Source organism: Kitasatospora sp. NPDC093806, assembly GCF_040683335.1.
Taxonomy (GTDB): Bacteria; Actinomycetota; Actinomycetes; order Streptomycetales; family Streptomycetaceae; genus Kitasatospora.
On sequence record NZ_JBFBDO010000019.1, the window covers coordinates 85,418 to 98,391 of the forward strand.

Annotated in this window: 12 protein-coding genes; 8 read left to right on the plus strand and 4 right to left on the minus strand. The window is 71.5% G+C overall.

The features are described 5' to 3' along the window. Window positions 1-49: 49 nt before the first annotated feature. On the minus strand, window positions 50-1,678 hold the full coding sequence (locus tag AB0N76_RS13025) for a methylmalonyl-CoA mutase family protein (protein ID WP_363556265.1): 1,629 nt from the start codon (window positions 1,676-1,678) through the stop codon (window positions 50-52). Window positions 1,679-1,798: 120 nt separating this feature from the next. Here AB0N76_RS13025 and AB0N76_RS13030 point away from each other — a divergent pair, with 120 nt between their 5' ends. The 3 genes from AB0N76_RS13030 to AB0N76_RS13040 all read left to right on the plus strand — a co-directional run bounded on the left by AB0N76_RS13030 (window position 1,799) and on the right by AB0N76_RS13040 (window position 5,106). Continuing rightward, the gene (locus AB0N76_RS13030; protein ID WP_363556267.1) at window positions 1,799-2,542 is read left to right on the plus strand and encodes an SDR family oxidoreductase; all 744 of its coding nucleotides are present in this window, start codon (window positions 1,799-1,801) and stop codon (window positions 2,540-2,542) included. A gap of 79 nt (window positions 2,543-2,621) precedes the next feature. Beyond that, window positions 2,622-4,289, plus strand: a complete 1,668-nt coding sequence (locus tag AB0N76_RS13035; protein WP_363556269.1) for an alpha/beta hydrolase — start codon at window positions 2,622-2,624, stop codon at window positions 4,287-4,289. A 331-nt stretch (window positions 4,290-4,620) separates the two neighbouring features. Further along, window positions 4,621-5,106 (plus strand): 2-oxo-4-hydroxy-4-carboxy-5-ureidoimidazoline decarboxylase, encoded by a 486-nt coding sequence (locus tag AB0N76_RS13040; RefSeq protein ID WP_363556271.1) that lies wholly within the window; start codon window positions 4,621-4,623, stop codon window positions 5,104-5,106. 19 nt (window positions 5,107-5,125) lie between these two features. Here AB0N76_RS13040 and AB0N76_RS13045 read toward each other — a convergent pair whose 3' ends face one another. Then, complete coding sequence (locus tag AB0N76_RS13045) at window positions 5,126-5,932, minus strand: hypothetical protein (RefSeq protein WP_363556273.1); 807 nt, start codon at window positions 5,930-5,932, stop codon at window positions 5,126-5,128. A gap of 255 nt (window positions 5,933-6,187) precedes the next feature. Between AB0N76_RS13045 and sdhC the strand changes: the two genes are divergently transcribed. The 4 genes from sdhC to AB0N76_RS13065 are packed head-to-tail and all read left to right on the plus strand — an operon-like array spanning window position 6,188 to window position 9,638. Further along, window positions 6,188-6,568, plus strand: a complete 381-nt coding sequence (gene sdhC / locus AB0N76_RS13050; protein ID WP_093861779.1) for a succinate dehydrogenase, cytochrome b556 subunit — start codon at window positions 6,188-6,190, stop codon at window positions 6,566-6,568. A gap of 8 nt (window positions 6,569-6,576) precedes the next feature. Then, complete coding sequence (locus AB0N76_RS13055; protein WP_363556275.1) at window positions 6,577-7,068, plus strand: succinate dehydrogenase hydrophobic membrane anchor subunit; 492 nt, start codon at window positions 6,577-6,579, stop codon at window positions 7,066-7,068. A gap of 54 nt (window positions 7,069-7,122) precedes the next feature. After that, entirely contained in the window at window positions 7,123-8,865 is a 1,743-nt protein-coding gene (sdhA, locus tag AB0N76_RS13060; RefSeq protein WP_363556277.1) for a succinate dehydrogenase flavoprotein subunit, read from the plus strand. Next, on the plus strand, window positions 8,865-9,638 hold the full coding sequence (locus AB0N76_RS13065) for a succinate dehydrogenase iron-sulfur subunit (protein WP_363556279.1): 774 nt from the start codon (window positions 8,865-8,867) through the stop codon (window positions 9,636-9,638). Before sdhA ends, AB0N76_RS13065 begins: the two co-directional genes overlap by 1 nt. A 58-nt stretch (window positions 9,639-9,696) precedes the next feature. Here the strand turns inward: AB0N76_RS13065 and AB0N76_RS13070 are convergent, their stop codons facing one another. Then, window positions 9,697-11,352 carry a hypothetical protein gene (locus AB0N76_RS13070; protein ID WP_363556281.1) on the minus strand — a complete coding sequence of 552 codons (1,656 nt, stop codon included), beginning with the start codon at window positions 11,350-11,352 and terminating at the stop codon, window positions 9,697-9,699. Between the two features lie 99 nt (window positions 11,353-11,451). Next, complete coding sequence (locus AB0N76_RS13075; RefSeq protein WP_363556283.1) at window positions 11,452-11,709, minus strand: hypothetical protein; 258 nt, start codon at window positions 11,707-11,709, stop codon at window positions 11,452-11,454. Between the two features lie 162 nt (window positions 11,710-11,871). On the opposite strand from AB0N76_RS13075, the gene AB0N76_RS13080 reads away from it, so the two are divergent. After that, window positions 11,872-12,974, plus strand: a 1,103-nt coding sequence (locus AB0N76_RS13080) for a D-alanyl-D-alanine carboxypeptidase (RefSeq protein ID WP_363556285.1), incomplete at its 3' end; no start/stop codon positions are given.

A 12,974-nucleotide genomic window follows, 5' to 3' on the forward strand; every position in this document is an offset into this window, starting at 1 on the left:
AGGCGGGTCCGGGGCGGTCGCGGACGACCCCGACGATTCGAACATTGGCTCAAAAGCGTTCGACCGGGACATGCCGACCCCACACCTCACGCAGCGCGTCGCAGACCTCACCGACGGTGGCCCGCGCGGCCAGCGCCGTCCGCATCGGGTACAGCACGTTGTCCGGGCCCCCGGCGGCCCGGCGCAGCTCGCCCAGCGCCCGGGCCACCGCCGCCCCGTCCCGCTCCGCGCGCAGCCGGGCCAGCCGGGCGACCTGCCGCTCCTCGACCGCCGGGTCCACCCGCAGCGGCCGGTACGCCGGCTCCGCCGCCAGCTCCTCCGCCGCCAGCCGGAACCGGTTGACCCCGACCACCGTCCGCCCGCCGGCCTCCGCGGCCAGCTCGGTCTCCCGCTGGATCCGGTAGGCGCTGCGCTCGATCTCCGCCTTCTGGTAGCCCGCCTCGATCGCCGCCACCGCGCCGCCCAGCTCCTCGACCCGCCCCATCAGCGCCAGCGCGGCGGCCTCCAGCTCGTCGGTCAGCGACTCCACCACGTACGAGCCGGCGAACGGGTCCACGGTGGCGGTCACGTCGGTCTCGTAGGCGAGCACCTGCTGGGTGCGCAGGGCGAGCCGGGCGGCCTGCTCGGTGGGCAGCGCGATCGCCTCGTCGAAGGAGTTGGTGTGCAGCGACTGGGTGCCGCCGAGCACCGCGGCGAGCGCCTGCACCGAGACCCGGACCAGGTTCACCTCGGGCTGCTGGGCGGTGAGCTGGACACCGGCGGTCTGGGTGTGGAAGCGCAGCATCTGCGAGCGCGGGTCCCGGGCGCCGAACTCCTCGCGCATCACCCGGGCCCAGATCCGGCGGGCCGCCCGGAACTTCGCGACCTCCTCCAGCAGGGTGGTGCGGGCCACGAAGAAGAAGGACAGCCGGGGCGCGAAGTCGTCCACCGCCAGGCCCGCGGCGAGCGCGGCGCGCACGTACGCGATGCCGTCGGCCAGCGTGAAGGCGACCTCCTGCGCGGGCGTCGCCCCGGCCTCGGCCATGTGGTAGCCGGAGATCGAGATGGTGTTCCAGCGCGGGATCTCGGCCCGGCAGTACCGGAACAGGTCAGCGACCAGCCGCAGCGAGGGCTGCGGCGGGAAGATGTACGTCCCGCGGGCGATGTACTCCTTCAGCACGTCGTTCTGCACCGTGCCGGTGAGCCGCGCCGACGGCACCCCGCGGGCCTCGCCGACCAGCTGGTAGAGGAGCAGCAGCAGGGCGGCCGGCGCGTTGATGGTCATCGAGGTGGAGACCTCGCCGAGCGGGATGCCGTCGAAGAGGACCGCCATGTCCTCGACGCCGTCGATCGCCACCCCGACCTTGCCGACCTCGCCGGCGGCGAGCGGCGCGTCCGAGTCGTAGCCCATCTGGGTGGGCAGGTCGAAGGCGACCGACAGACCGGTGGAGCCCCCGGCGATCAGCCGCCGGTAGCGGGCGTTGGACTCGGCGGCGGTGCCGAACCCGGCGTACTGGCGCATGGTCCACGGCCGGCCGGTGTACATCGTCGGGTAGACCCCCCGGGTGAACGGGTACTCCCCCGGACGGCCCAGCCGCTCCGCCGGGTCCCAGCCCGCCAGGGCCTCCGGTCCGTACAGCGGCTCGAACGGGAAGCCCGACTCGGTGCGGCGCGGGTCGGGCTGTGCGGCGCTGGTCACGGGGTCCTCCGCGGGGTCGGCGGGCGGGTCCACTCCCTTCGCAATGTAGCCCCGGGACGGAGCCCCGGCCGCCTTGAGATGATCGGCCGAAACGACCGGATATCCCAGTCAGGAGTGGCAATGACCGAGCAGAAGGTGGCCGTCGTCACCGGCGCGAGCAGCGGGATCGGCGCGGCGACCGCCCGCCGCCTCGCCGCCGAGGGCTTCGACGTGGTGCTGACCGCCCGCCGGACCGACCGGATCGAGGCGCTGGCCAAGGAGATCGGCGGCCGCGCGTACACCCTCGACGTGACCGACCGGGCCGCCGTGGACGCCTTCGCGGCCGCGGTCGGCCGGGTGGACGTGCTGGTCAACAACGCCGGCGGGGCGATCGGCGCGGAGACCGTCGAGCACGGCGACCCGGCCGACTGGATGGCCATGTACCAGGTGAACGTGCTCGGCGTGCTGCACGTGACCCAGGCGCTGCTGCCGGCCCTGCGGGCGAGCGGGGACGGCACGGTGCTGGTGCTCTCCTCGACCGCCGCGCTGGCCGCGTACGAGGGCGGCGGCGGCTACGTCGCGGCCAAGCACGCCGCGCACACCATCGCCGCGACGCTGCGGCTGGAGCTGTGCGGGGAGCCCATCCGGGTGATCGAGATCGCCCCGGGCATGGTGAAGTCCGAGGGCTTCGCGGTGACCCGCTTCCGCGGCGACGAGGACAAGGCGGCCGCGGTGTACGCGGGCGTCGCCGAACCGCTCACCTCCGAGGACATCGCGGACACCGTCGCCTGGACGGTCACCCGGCCCTCGCACGTCAACATCGACCTGCTGGTGGTCCGCCCGCGCGCCCAGGCGGCCAACCACAAGGTGCACCGGGAGCTCTGACCCGGTAGCGCCTCCCCGGCGGGCGGCCCGAAGGGGGGTCAGCATCCGAACTGTCACCCCCGAGTGGTACATACGTGCGATGAAGATTCATCGGGCCGCCCGCCCGCGCTTGCTGCTGACCGCCCTCGCGGCCGGCACCCTCCTCCTCACCACCGCCTGCAACGGGGACAAGAAGCCGGCCCAGGACCAGGCCGCCGCCGCGCCGTCCGCCGCCGCCACCTCGGCCGCCGCCACCCCGACCGCGACGCCGACGCCCACCCCGACGGTCAAGCCCACCGGCGCCGACGACCCGGCGCTCAAGCCGTTCTACGGCCAGCAGATCACCTGGGCCGCCTGCCCGCCGGACGCCAAGGCGGCCGAGGCGAAGATCGACATCTCCCTGATGAAGTGCGGCAAGCTGCACGTGCCGCTCGACTACACCAACCCGTCCGGCGAGGCCATCGACCTCGCGCTGATCAAGAACCCGGCCGCCAAGCAGGACCAGAAGCTCGGCTCGCTGATGGTCAACCCGGGCGGCCCGGGCGGCTCCGGCGTGGAGACAGTCAAGTTCGGCGAAAAGCAGTTCGAAGGCACCCTGCACAACCGCTTCGACATCGTCGGTTTCGACCCGCGCGGCACCGGCGAGAGCTCCCCGGTGTCCTGCCTGGACGACAAGCAGCGCGACGCGCTCAACGCCGAGGACGGTCCGGAGGACCCGGCGGAGGCCAAGGCTCAGGCGGAGAAGCACCGGGCCGACTTCATCGCCGCCTGCCAGGCCAAGTCCGGCAAGCTGCTGCCCTTCGTCGGCACCCGCAACACCGCCCGCGACCTGGACGTGCTGCGCGCCGCCGTCGGCGACCAGAAGCTCAACTACCTGGGCATCTCCTACGGCACCTACCTCGGCGCCATCTACGCCGAGGAGTTCCCGAAGAGCACCGGGCGGATGATCCTCGACGCCGCCGTCGACCCGGCCCAGGGCAACCTCGACAGCAACATCGACCAGATCATCGGCTTCGAGAAGTCCTTCGAGCGCTTCGCCGTCGACTGCGTCGAGAACCACGCCGACGAGTGCCCGCTCGGCAAGTCCTCCAGCAAGGCCGCCAAGAAGGCCGCCGACTTCCTCGACGGCCTGCGCAACAAGCCGCTGGCCACCAAGGACGGCCGGAAGGTCGGCAGCAGCCTCGCCTGGACCGCGGTCACGCACGTCCTCTACGGCGACGAGAAGACCGCCTGGCAGGCGCTGCGATACACCCTCATCGAGGGGATGAAGCTCGGCCAGGGCAACCTCTTCCTGCTGCTCGCCGACGAGTCCAACGGCCGCGACGAGAAGGGCCACTACAGCGCGGAGGAGGAGTCCCGCGTCGCGATCCGCTGCGCTGACGGCGCCTCGGCGGCCCCGACCCCCGAGCAGGCGCAGGCGGCCGTGCAGAAGCTCAAGCAGGAGGCGCCGCTGTTCAGCAAGGACGTCACCGTGGAGGACTTCAACGAGGGCTCCTGCGTGAGCTGGCCGTTCAAGACGCCCGAGAAGCCGCACACCGTCCGGGCCGAGGGCGCCGCCCCGATCCTGGTGGTCGGCTCCACTGGTGACCCGGCCACCCCGTACGCGGCCGCCGAGTCGCTCGCCAAGGGCTTCGCCAACGCCACCCTGCTGACCCGGGTCGGCGAGGGGCACGGCGCCTTCGGCAAGGACAACGGCTGCATCGACGCCGCCTACGCCGCGTACCTCACCGAGGGCACGCTGCCGGCCGCCGGGACGAAGTGCTCGTGACGCGCCGCTGACGGGAGCGACGCCGGAGACGGGACGTCGTAGCAGATGAAGACGGGGAGGGCGCTGACACCGAGGTGTCAACGTCACAACTTGATAGCTCGTTCGGATGAAATCCGCGTGCGCCCTCCCCAACTGATGACGGCTCAACTACCGTTGAGCCGCAGTCGGACGGGCGTTGGACGCCGTTCCGCAGCCTCATACTTCACCTGACTTCACCGCCACTTCACCCGCCACTTCACCGGCCCCTTCCCGCCCTCACGAGGAGGACCCGCTGGCCAGCGACATCCCGTCACAGCGGCTCGATCCCCGCAATGAGCCGACCCTCCTCGGGTTGCACCGCTTCAACGAGGCCGACGCCGGAGCCGCCGAGGAGGCCCTGTTGGCCTGCTGCGGCAGCCACCGGTGGGCCTTGCGGCTCACCGCCCACCGCCCCTACCCCGACATAGAGTCCCTGCTGGCCGCCGCCAGCGAGGCCTCGTACGACCTGCGTCCGGCCGACCTGGCCGAGGCGCTGGCGGACGAGAGCTGGATGCCGCAGCCGCTCCTGGGCATGCGCGCACCCGGCAGCCAGGCGGCGCACACCGCGCTCCGGGCGGCCCACGCCGCGTACGAGGCGAGGTACGGCCACGTGTTCGTGGTCTGCCTGGAGGGCATCGCGCCCGAGGAGATGCTCGACACCGTCCTCAGCTCGATCCGCACCCGACTCGCCAACGACCCCGACGAGGAGCGCCTGGTCGCCGCCGACGAGCTGCGCCGGATCGCCCTCACCCGTCTGGAGCACCTGGTCGCCACCCATTCGGAGGCCGGGGCCCGCTGATCCACTCCCAGCCGGCACCTCAGCCCCGCTGGGCCGCACGCAGCTTGGCCACCTGGCGCCGGACGACCCGCTCGTCCGGCGCCGGGGCCGGCTCGGCGCCGACCCCCACCGTGCTGAACACCACCAGCGCCGGTCCGACCCGCGCCAGCACCGCACGCTGGGCCAGCACCGCCGAACCCGATTCATTCGTCAGGGTGAATCCGGTCGCCCCGTCGGCTCCCTCGGGGGTGGGCGTGTCGTTCCGGCTCAGCCGGTGCCGGGTCCGGGTCGGACCGACTCCCTTGCCCTTCTCGGCCGGGGGCGGCGGCGAGGTCGAGACGAACTCCGCGCACGGGCCGAACAGCCCCTCAAGCTCCGCCCGCAGCCGCTCCGCCCGGTCGCCCCGGTAGCCGAGCAGCCCGCCGTAGAGGCTGCCCGCCGGGTCGGCGGCCTGCGCCACGCCCAGGTCGGTCTCCGCGTACGGCGTCGCCTGCCCCGGTCCGACCGTCGCCCCCACCGCCGCGCCCGCCGGGGTGACCGCGTCCAGCAGCGGCTGGCAGACGGGCTTGTCGGCCACCTCCCGCCCGGCGCCCGGGCCGGTCTCGCCGTGGCCCGGGTTCACCACCGTCACGGTGAACCCGGGGCCGAGGTCCGCGTCGGTCACCGCGGCGGCGCGCAGCTCGGCGGCGGACAGCTCGCGGGCCGGACGGCCGTCCGGCGCCCGGTCGGCCGAGCCGCTCCCGGGCGCGCCGCAGCCGGCGGCGAGGAACAGGACGGCGAGGGCGGTCGGAACGGCGCGGGCGCGGGACGCGGAGTGTCGCGCGGGATGCGGCGCGGGGTGTGGCACGGTGGCCTCGGCAGGGTGTCGGCGGCGGACGGGGTCCGCCACCGTAGCGCGTACGCGCGGTCACGCTCCGTCGCGATTCGGCCGCCGGTTCCCGTCCAACTAGGCCAGTCGTGCCTGATTGATCACACCTCGGCCCCCCGGAGGCGGTTCCTCACAGCGCGTCGATAGGATGCTCGCGGCCGGTGGACCGTACCCGGCCGGGCTGACCGACACCGAAGCCGGCCGAGCCCCCAATCGCTTCCGGAGGGTTTTTCCGTGCCGGCTGGAACGCTGTACCGCGGCCGGGAAGGCATGTGGAGCTGGGTGGCTCATCGAGTCACCGGCGTCCTCATCTTCTTCTTCCTGTTCGCCCATGTCCTGGACACCGCGCTGGTGCGGGTGTCGCCCGAGGCGTACGACACCGTCATCCAGACGTACAAGACGCCGCTCGTGAACCTGATGGAGTACGGCCTGGTGGCCGCCATCCTGTTCCACGCTCTGAACGGCCTTCGCGTCGTGGCCGTGGACTTCTGGTCCAAGGGCCCGAAGTACCAGAAGCAGATGCTCTGGTCCGTGGTCGGGGTCTGGGTCGTCCTGATGGCGGGCGCCTTCTACCCGATCCTGCAGCACACGCTGACCTCCTGGTTCGGGAAGTGATCTGAGACATGTCCACGGAAATCTCCGACGCTCTGGTGGTCCCGTCCGCCCAGGCGCACACCGGCAAGGGTCTCGGCACCGGCAACCCGGCCGACGCCTTCGTGATCGAGCCGGCCCGCCAGCGGACCAAGAAGACCCCGCGCCGCACCCGGACCAACTTCGAGATGCTGGCCTGGCTCTTCATGCGCCTGTCCGGCATCGTCCTGGTGGTCCTGATCCTCGGGCACCTGCTGATCATGCTGGTCCTCGACGGCGGCGTGTCCAAGATCGGCTTCGCCTTCGTGGCCGGCCGCTGGGCCTCGCCGTTCTGGCAGGCCTGGGACCTCACGATGCTCTGGCTGGCCATGCTCCACGGCGCCAACGGCATGCGTCAGGTCATCAACGACTACGCCGAGAAGGACTCGACGCGGCTCTGGCTGAAGGGGCTCATGGGGACCGCCACGGTGTTCACCGTGCTGCTGGGCACCCTGGTGATCTTCACCTTCGACCCCAACATCTAAAGCCGACAGCATCCAATCGGAAATCGGCAGAGGCCAGAGGCGAGTTAACCCCCCATGCAGATTCACCAGTACGACACCGTCATCGTCGGCGCCGGCGGCGCCGGCATGCGCGCCGCCATCGAGTCGACGCAGCGCAGCCGCACCGCCGTCCTGACCAAGCTCTACCCCACCCGGTCCCACACCGGCGCGGCCCAGGGCGGCATGTGCGCCGCCCTCGCCAACGTCGAGGAGGACAACTGGGAGTGGCACACCTTCGACACGGTCAAGGGTGGTGACTACCTGGTCGACCAGGACGCCGCCGAGATCATGTGCAAGGAGGCCATCGACGCCGTCCTCGACCTGGAGAAGATGGGTCTCCCCTTCTCCCGCACCGAGCAGGGCCGGATCGACCAGCGCCGTTTCGGCGGTCACTCCCGCAACCACGGCGAGGCCCCGGTCCGCCGGTCCTGCTACGCGGCCGACCGCACCGGCCACATGATCCTCCAGACGCTGTTCCAGAACTGCGTCAAGCACGGCGTCGAGTTCTTCAACGAGTTCTACGTCCTCGACCTGCTGATCAACGAGGGCAAGACGGCCGGCGTCGTCGCCTACGAGCTGGCCACCGGCGAGATCCACGTCTTCCAGGCCAAGTCGGTCGTCTTCGCCTCCGGCGGCACCGGCAAGTTCTTCAAGGTCTCCTCCAACGCCCACACCCTCACCGGTGACGGCCAGGCCCTGGTCTACCGCCGCGGCCTGCCGCTGGAGGACATGGAGTTCTTCCAGTTCCACCCGACGGGCATCTGGCGCATGGGCATCCTGCTCACCGAGGGCGCCCGCGGCGAGGGCGGCATCCTGCGCAACAAGGACGGCGAGCGCTTCATGGAGCGCTACGCCCCCGTCATGAAGGACCTCGCGTCCCGTGACGTCTGCTCCCGCGCGATCTACACCGAGATCCGCGAAGGCCGCGGCTGCGGTCCGGACGGCGACCACGTCTACCTGGACCTCACCCACCTGCCGCCGGAGCAGCTGGACGCCAAGCTGCCGGACATCACCGAGTTCGCGCGCACCTACCTCGGCATCGAGCCCTACACGGACCCGATCCCGATCCAGCCCACCGCGCACTACGCCATGGGCGGCATCCCGACCAACGTCGAGGGTGAGGTCCTGCGCAACAACACCGACGTCGTCCCCGGCCTGTACGCGGCCGGCGAGGTCGCCTGCGTGTCCGTGCACGGCGCCAACCGCCTGGGCACCAACTCGCTGCTGGACATCAACGTCTTCGGCAAGCGCGCGGGCATCGCCGCCGCCGACTACGCGCAGACGGTGGGCTTCACCGAGCTGCCCGAGAACCCGGCCGAGAAGGTCCAGGCCCTGGTCGACGGCCTGCGCGAGTCCACCGGCACCGAGTCCGTGGCGCAGATCCGCAAGGAGCTGCAGGAGACCATGGACACCAACGCCATGGTCTACCGCACCGGTGCCACCCTGAAGCAGGCGGTCGAGGACATCGCCGCGCTGCGCGAGCGGTACAAGAACGTCGCCATCCAGGACAAGGGCTTCCGTTACAACACGGACCTGCTGGAGGCCGTCGAGCTGGGCAACCTGCTCGACCTGGCCGAGGTCCTGGCGGTCTCCGCGCTCGCCCGCGAGGAGTCGCGCGGCGGTCACTACCGCGAGGACTTCCCGACCCGTGACGACGTGAAGTTCATGCAGCACACCATGGCGTACCAGGAGGTTGCCGAGGACGGCACCACCTCCATCCGCCTCGACTACAAGCCGGTCGTCACGACCCGCTACCAGCCGATGGAGCGTAAGTACTGATGAGCACTCCGACCATGGAGAAGCACTCGGCCGCTCTGGACGCGGTCGAGGCCGGTGGCACCAAGCTGATCACCGTCACCTTCCGGATCCGCCGGTTCAACCCGGAGGAGCACCCGGACCCGGTGTGGGTCGACTACCAGCTGGAGATGGACCCGAAGGAGCGCGTCCTGGACGCGCTCAACAAGGTCAAGTGGGAGCAGGACGGCACCCTCACCTACCGCCGTTCCTGCGCCCACGGCATCTGCGGCTCCGACGCCATGCGGATCAACGGCCGCAACCGGCTGGCGTGCAAGACCCTGATCAAGGACGTCAACCCGGAGAAGCCGATCACGATCGAGGCCATCAAGGGCCTCACGGTCCTCAAGGACCTGGTCGTGGACATGGACCCGTTCTTCCAGGCGTACAAGGACGTCATGCCGTTCCTCATCACCAAGGGGAACGACCCGACCCGCGAGCGCCTGCAGTCCGCCGAGGACCGCGAGCGCTTCGACGACACCACCAAGTGCATCCTGTGCGCCGCGTGCACGTCGTCCTGCCCGGTCTTCTGGAACGACGGCCAGTACTTCGGCCCGGCCGCGATCGTCAACGCGCACCGCTTCATCTTCGACTCGCGCGACGAGGGTGCGGAGCAGCGGCTGGAGATCCTGAACGACCGTGAGGGCGTCTGGCGCTGCCGGACCACCTTCAACTGCTCGGAGGCCTGCCCGCGTGGCATCGAGGTCACCAAGGCGATCCAGGAAGTGAAGCGGGCGCTGGTCACCCGCCGCTTCTGAGCCACGGCACACGACGAAGGCCCCGTCCGATCGGACGGGGCCTTCGTGCTGCCGGGGGTCAGCGCAGCACGCCGAGGTCCTTCGGCTCGGCGAACCCGCTGTAGGTCACCAGGTGCCGGTCGGCGGTGACGGCCCAGAGGTCCGCGGTGCCGTCCCCGTCGAGGTCACCCTGGCTTCCCAGGGTCGGGTAGGCGCCCACGGTGAAGCCGGTGGCCACCACACCGGCCGACGGATCGGCCAGGGCGGAGTAGTCGAACGTGCCGTCGGCCTGCTTCGGGATCGCGTACACGTGCAGCGCGCCGTTGGCCCGCTCGCGCGCCCAGAGGGCGAGGTTCCCGGCGGCGTCGGCGCCGGGGGCGATCAGGTCGTAGCCGGTCCAGAGACCGCCGGTGGTGAGTCGCTGGGGGTCGGAGTAGTTCAGGACTCCGGCCTGCGCGACCCAGAGGTCACCGTTCTGCAGCGTGAGCAGGCCCGACAGCTCGGGCCTCGCGCCCACCGCGCCGATGAGCAGCTGCTGCTGCGCGTCCTTCCAGCCGGTGCCGTAGCCCGCCGGGCAGTCGTCGAAGCCGCAGTCCGGCCAGTAGACCAGCACAGCGGAAGCACGGCGGAAGTCGCCGGTGCCGTACTGGTTCATGAAGCTGTAGACGGCGTCCCTGCCGTTCTCCCGGATGATCAGGTCGTCGGCCGGCGCTCCGCTCCAGCCACGGTGCAGAACCTGGTAGTTGTTCCAGTTCTTGACGGCCCCGGGTGCCCGGTTGGCCGGGATGACCGAGGACGGGGTGGTGTCGTTTGCCCGGCCGCTGATGATCTGGAGGTTGCCGGCGGTGTCCGGCAACAGGATGTCCGGGACGGCGTCACCATCGACGTCACCGAGGGCGCTCGGCTTGGGGCGCGGGTCCCAGGGGGCGTAGAAGTCGTAGGTGGTCTTGAAGCTGACGTTGCCCGCGTTGTCGACCGCCTGGACGTAGAGCTGGTTCGTCCCCCACTCCTGCACCTTCAGGTTGAGGGTGGCGGTGCCGTCCGCGGCGGGCTTCACACTGTCGGCGCCACAACCGCCGCCGGCCAACTGGGTGGCGTCGTTGAAGGCGTACCGGAAGCAGGCGAGGCCGGAGGCCTCCCCGCCGGCGGCCGGAGCCGGGTCACTGCCCGTGAAGACGAAGGTGGCGAGCTCGCCCGCGTACTTGGTCGGCTTCTGGCCGGAGCCCGACGGCGGGAAGTCCGGGGAGGAGACGGTGGGCTGGGCGCTGGTCAGGTCGACCTTGAAGTGGCAGTCCGGGGAGGCCGCGGAGATCTTGTGGCCCTGGAGGGCGCGGACGTTCCAGGCGTAGCTGTGGCCGTCGACCAGGCCGGGGACGACGGTGGTCGCCTCCTTGTTCCAGGCGGCGGCCTCGCGGACGGCGCTGAACGCGGCGGTGTCGGGCGCGGTGAGGTCGCGGACCGAGAAGCGGGCGGAGAGGGTGCCGGTGGTGTCCGAGGCGACGGTGGCCTTGAGGGTCGGGCCGTCGATGGTCCGGCCGATCCAGCCGGGTGTGGTGGTCGCGTCGCAGGCGTCGGTGACGACGCCCTCGGAGGCGATCCGGGGCTGCGGGGACGCGGTGGTCCCGGTGACCTGGAGGCCGGTCCCGTCGGCGACGGCGGCCGGTGCGGCGAGCAGGCCGGCCGCCATGGCGACGACGGCGGCTCCGCCGAGTCGGCGCAGGTGCGCAGGCTTCATGAGGTACCCCACCCCTTGGTGCGAAGGAAGATTCGATTGCGATCGAGCGGGGGGATCCTGCCAGTGCGCCGGGCCGCCCGGCAACCGGGTAAAGCCGCGTCAGCCGGCGGCCGGCTCCCGGCGGCTCGCGCGCAGGCCGCGGACGCCGACGGAGCCGACCGCGATGCCGAGGGCGAAGGAGGTGACGGCGAGCAGCAGGTGCACCCAGAAGAAGGCGGTGGGCTGGGAGTGGTCGCCGTTCACGAACGCCTGGCCGCCGGAGTCCTTCCAGAGGTTCTTGACGAAGGTGGTCCAGATGATCATGGACCAGACGCCGAAGGCGGTCAGGAACCAGGAGGTGCGGCGGCTGAGCTTCATGGGGTGGTCCTCGGTGGAGCGACGTGAGGTGGGGCGGGGAGGTGAAGACGGTGTGCTCCCCCAGTATGCGCGGGCGTCCGTTCGGAGTACGGCGGCCCCCTCCTGCGACGGAGCGGGCCGGAGTGGGGGACGGCGGGGGCCCGGACTGGGTACCGTCTGCTGGTGCTCACTCGCTCGAAGCTCGCACGTCTGCTCGCCGCGCCGGCCGCGGCCCTCCCGCTCCTCCTCGTCGCCCCGGCGGCCGTCGCGGTCCCGTACGAGCCGCCGCCCCCGCCGGCCGCGGTCGGCGGTGAGCGGCTGGGGCTCCCGGGGGTCCAGGTGAACCCGCTGGCGGGCGCCCCGGCCCTGCCGGGGGATCTGACCGGGCAGTCCTGGATAGTCGCCGACGCGACGTCAGGGGAGGTGCTGGCGGCGAGCAATCCGCATCTGCGGCTGGCCCCGGCCTCGACCCTGAAGATCCTGTTCGCGGACACCGTGCTGCCCAAGTTCGACCGGAACACCGTGCACAAGGTGGCGCCGGAGGAGATCCAGGGGATCGGCGCGGGCAGCAGCCTGGTCGGGATCAAGGAGGACCTGGAGTACCGGGTCGAGGACCTCTGGCGCGGGGTGTTCCTGAGCTCCGGGAACGACGCGGTGCACGTCCTGGCGCACATGAACGGCGGGGTCCAGCAGACCGTCACCGAGATGCAGGCCCGGGCGGAGGCGCTCCAGGCCCGGGACACCAGGGTGGTCTCGCCGGACGGCTACGACTCGGACGGCCAGCTGTCCTCGGCGTACGACCTGACGCTGTTCGCCCGGGCCGGGCTGCGCAACCCGGACTTCCGGATGTACTGCGCGACCCGGGACGCGATGTTCCCGGGCGCGGTGGACAAGAACACCGGGCAGCGCGGCAGCTTCGGGATCGCCAACACCGACCGCCTGCTCGGCAAGTACCCCGGTCTGATCGGGGTGAAGAACGGTTTCACCACCAACGCCGGCTCCACCTTCGTCGGCGCCGCCGAACGGGGCGGCCGCACCCTGCTGGTGACGGTCATGCACCCGTCCACCTACCAGAAGGTGTACGACGAGACGGCCGCCCTGCTGGACTGGGGCTTCGCGGCGGCCGGCAAGGTCACCCCGGTCGGGAAGCTGGTCGAGGAGGGCGAGAGCGTCGCGCCGACGCCGACCGGCCAGGCCGGCGGCGCCGCCGGGGCGCCCGCCAGCGGGTTCACCTGGACCCCCGGGAGCCCCAGCCGCTCACCGCCGACCGCGGCCGGCGGGGGCGG

Coding starts and splice junctions, on each gene's coding strand:
- AB0N76_RS13030 (WP_363556267.1), top strand. CDS start 1,799: ATGACCGAGCAGAAGGTGGCCGTCGTCACCGGCGCGAGCAGCGGGATC.
- AB0N76_RS13035 (WP_363556269.1), top strand. CDS start 2,622: ATGAAGATTCATCGGGCCGCCCGCCCGCGCTTGCTGCTGACCGCCCTC.
- AB0N76_RS13055 (WP_363556275.1), top strand. CDS start 6,577: ATGTCCACGGAAATCTCCGACGCTCTGGTGGTCCCGTCCGCCCAGGCG.
- sdhA (WP_363556277.1), top strand. CDS start 7,123: ATGCAGATTCACCAGTACGACACCGTCATCGTCGGCGCCGGCGGCGCC.
- AB0N76_RS13065 (WP_363556279.1), top strand. CDS start 8,865: ATGAGCACTCCGACCATGGAGAAGCACTCGGCCGCTCTGGACGCGGTC.
- AB0N76_RS13070 (WP_363556281.1), bottom strand. CDS start 11,352: ATGAAGCCTGCGCACCTGCGCCGACTCGGCGGAGCCGCCGTCGTCGCC.
- AB0N76_RS13075 (WP_363556283.1), bottom strand. CDS start 11,709: ATGAAGCTCAGCCGCCGCACCTCCTGGTTCCTGACCGCCTTCGGCGTC.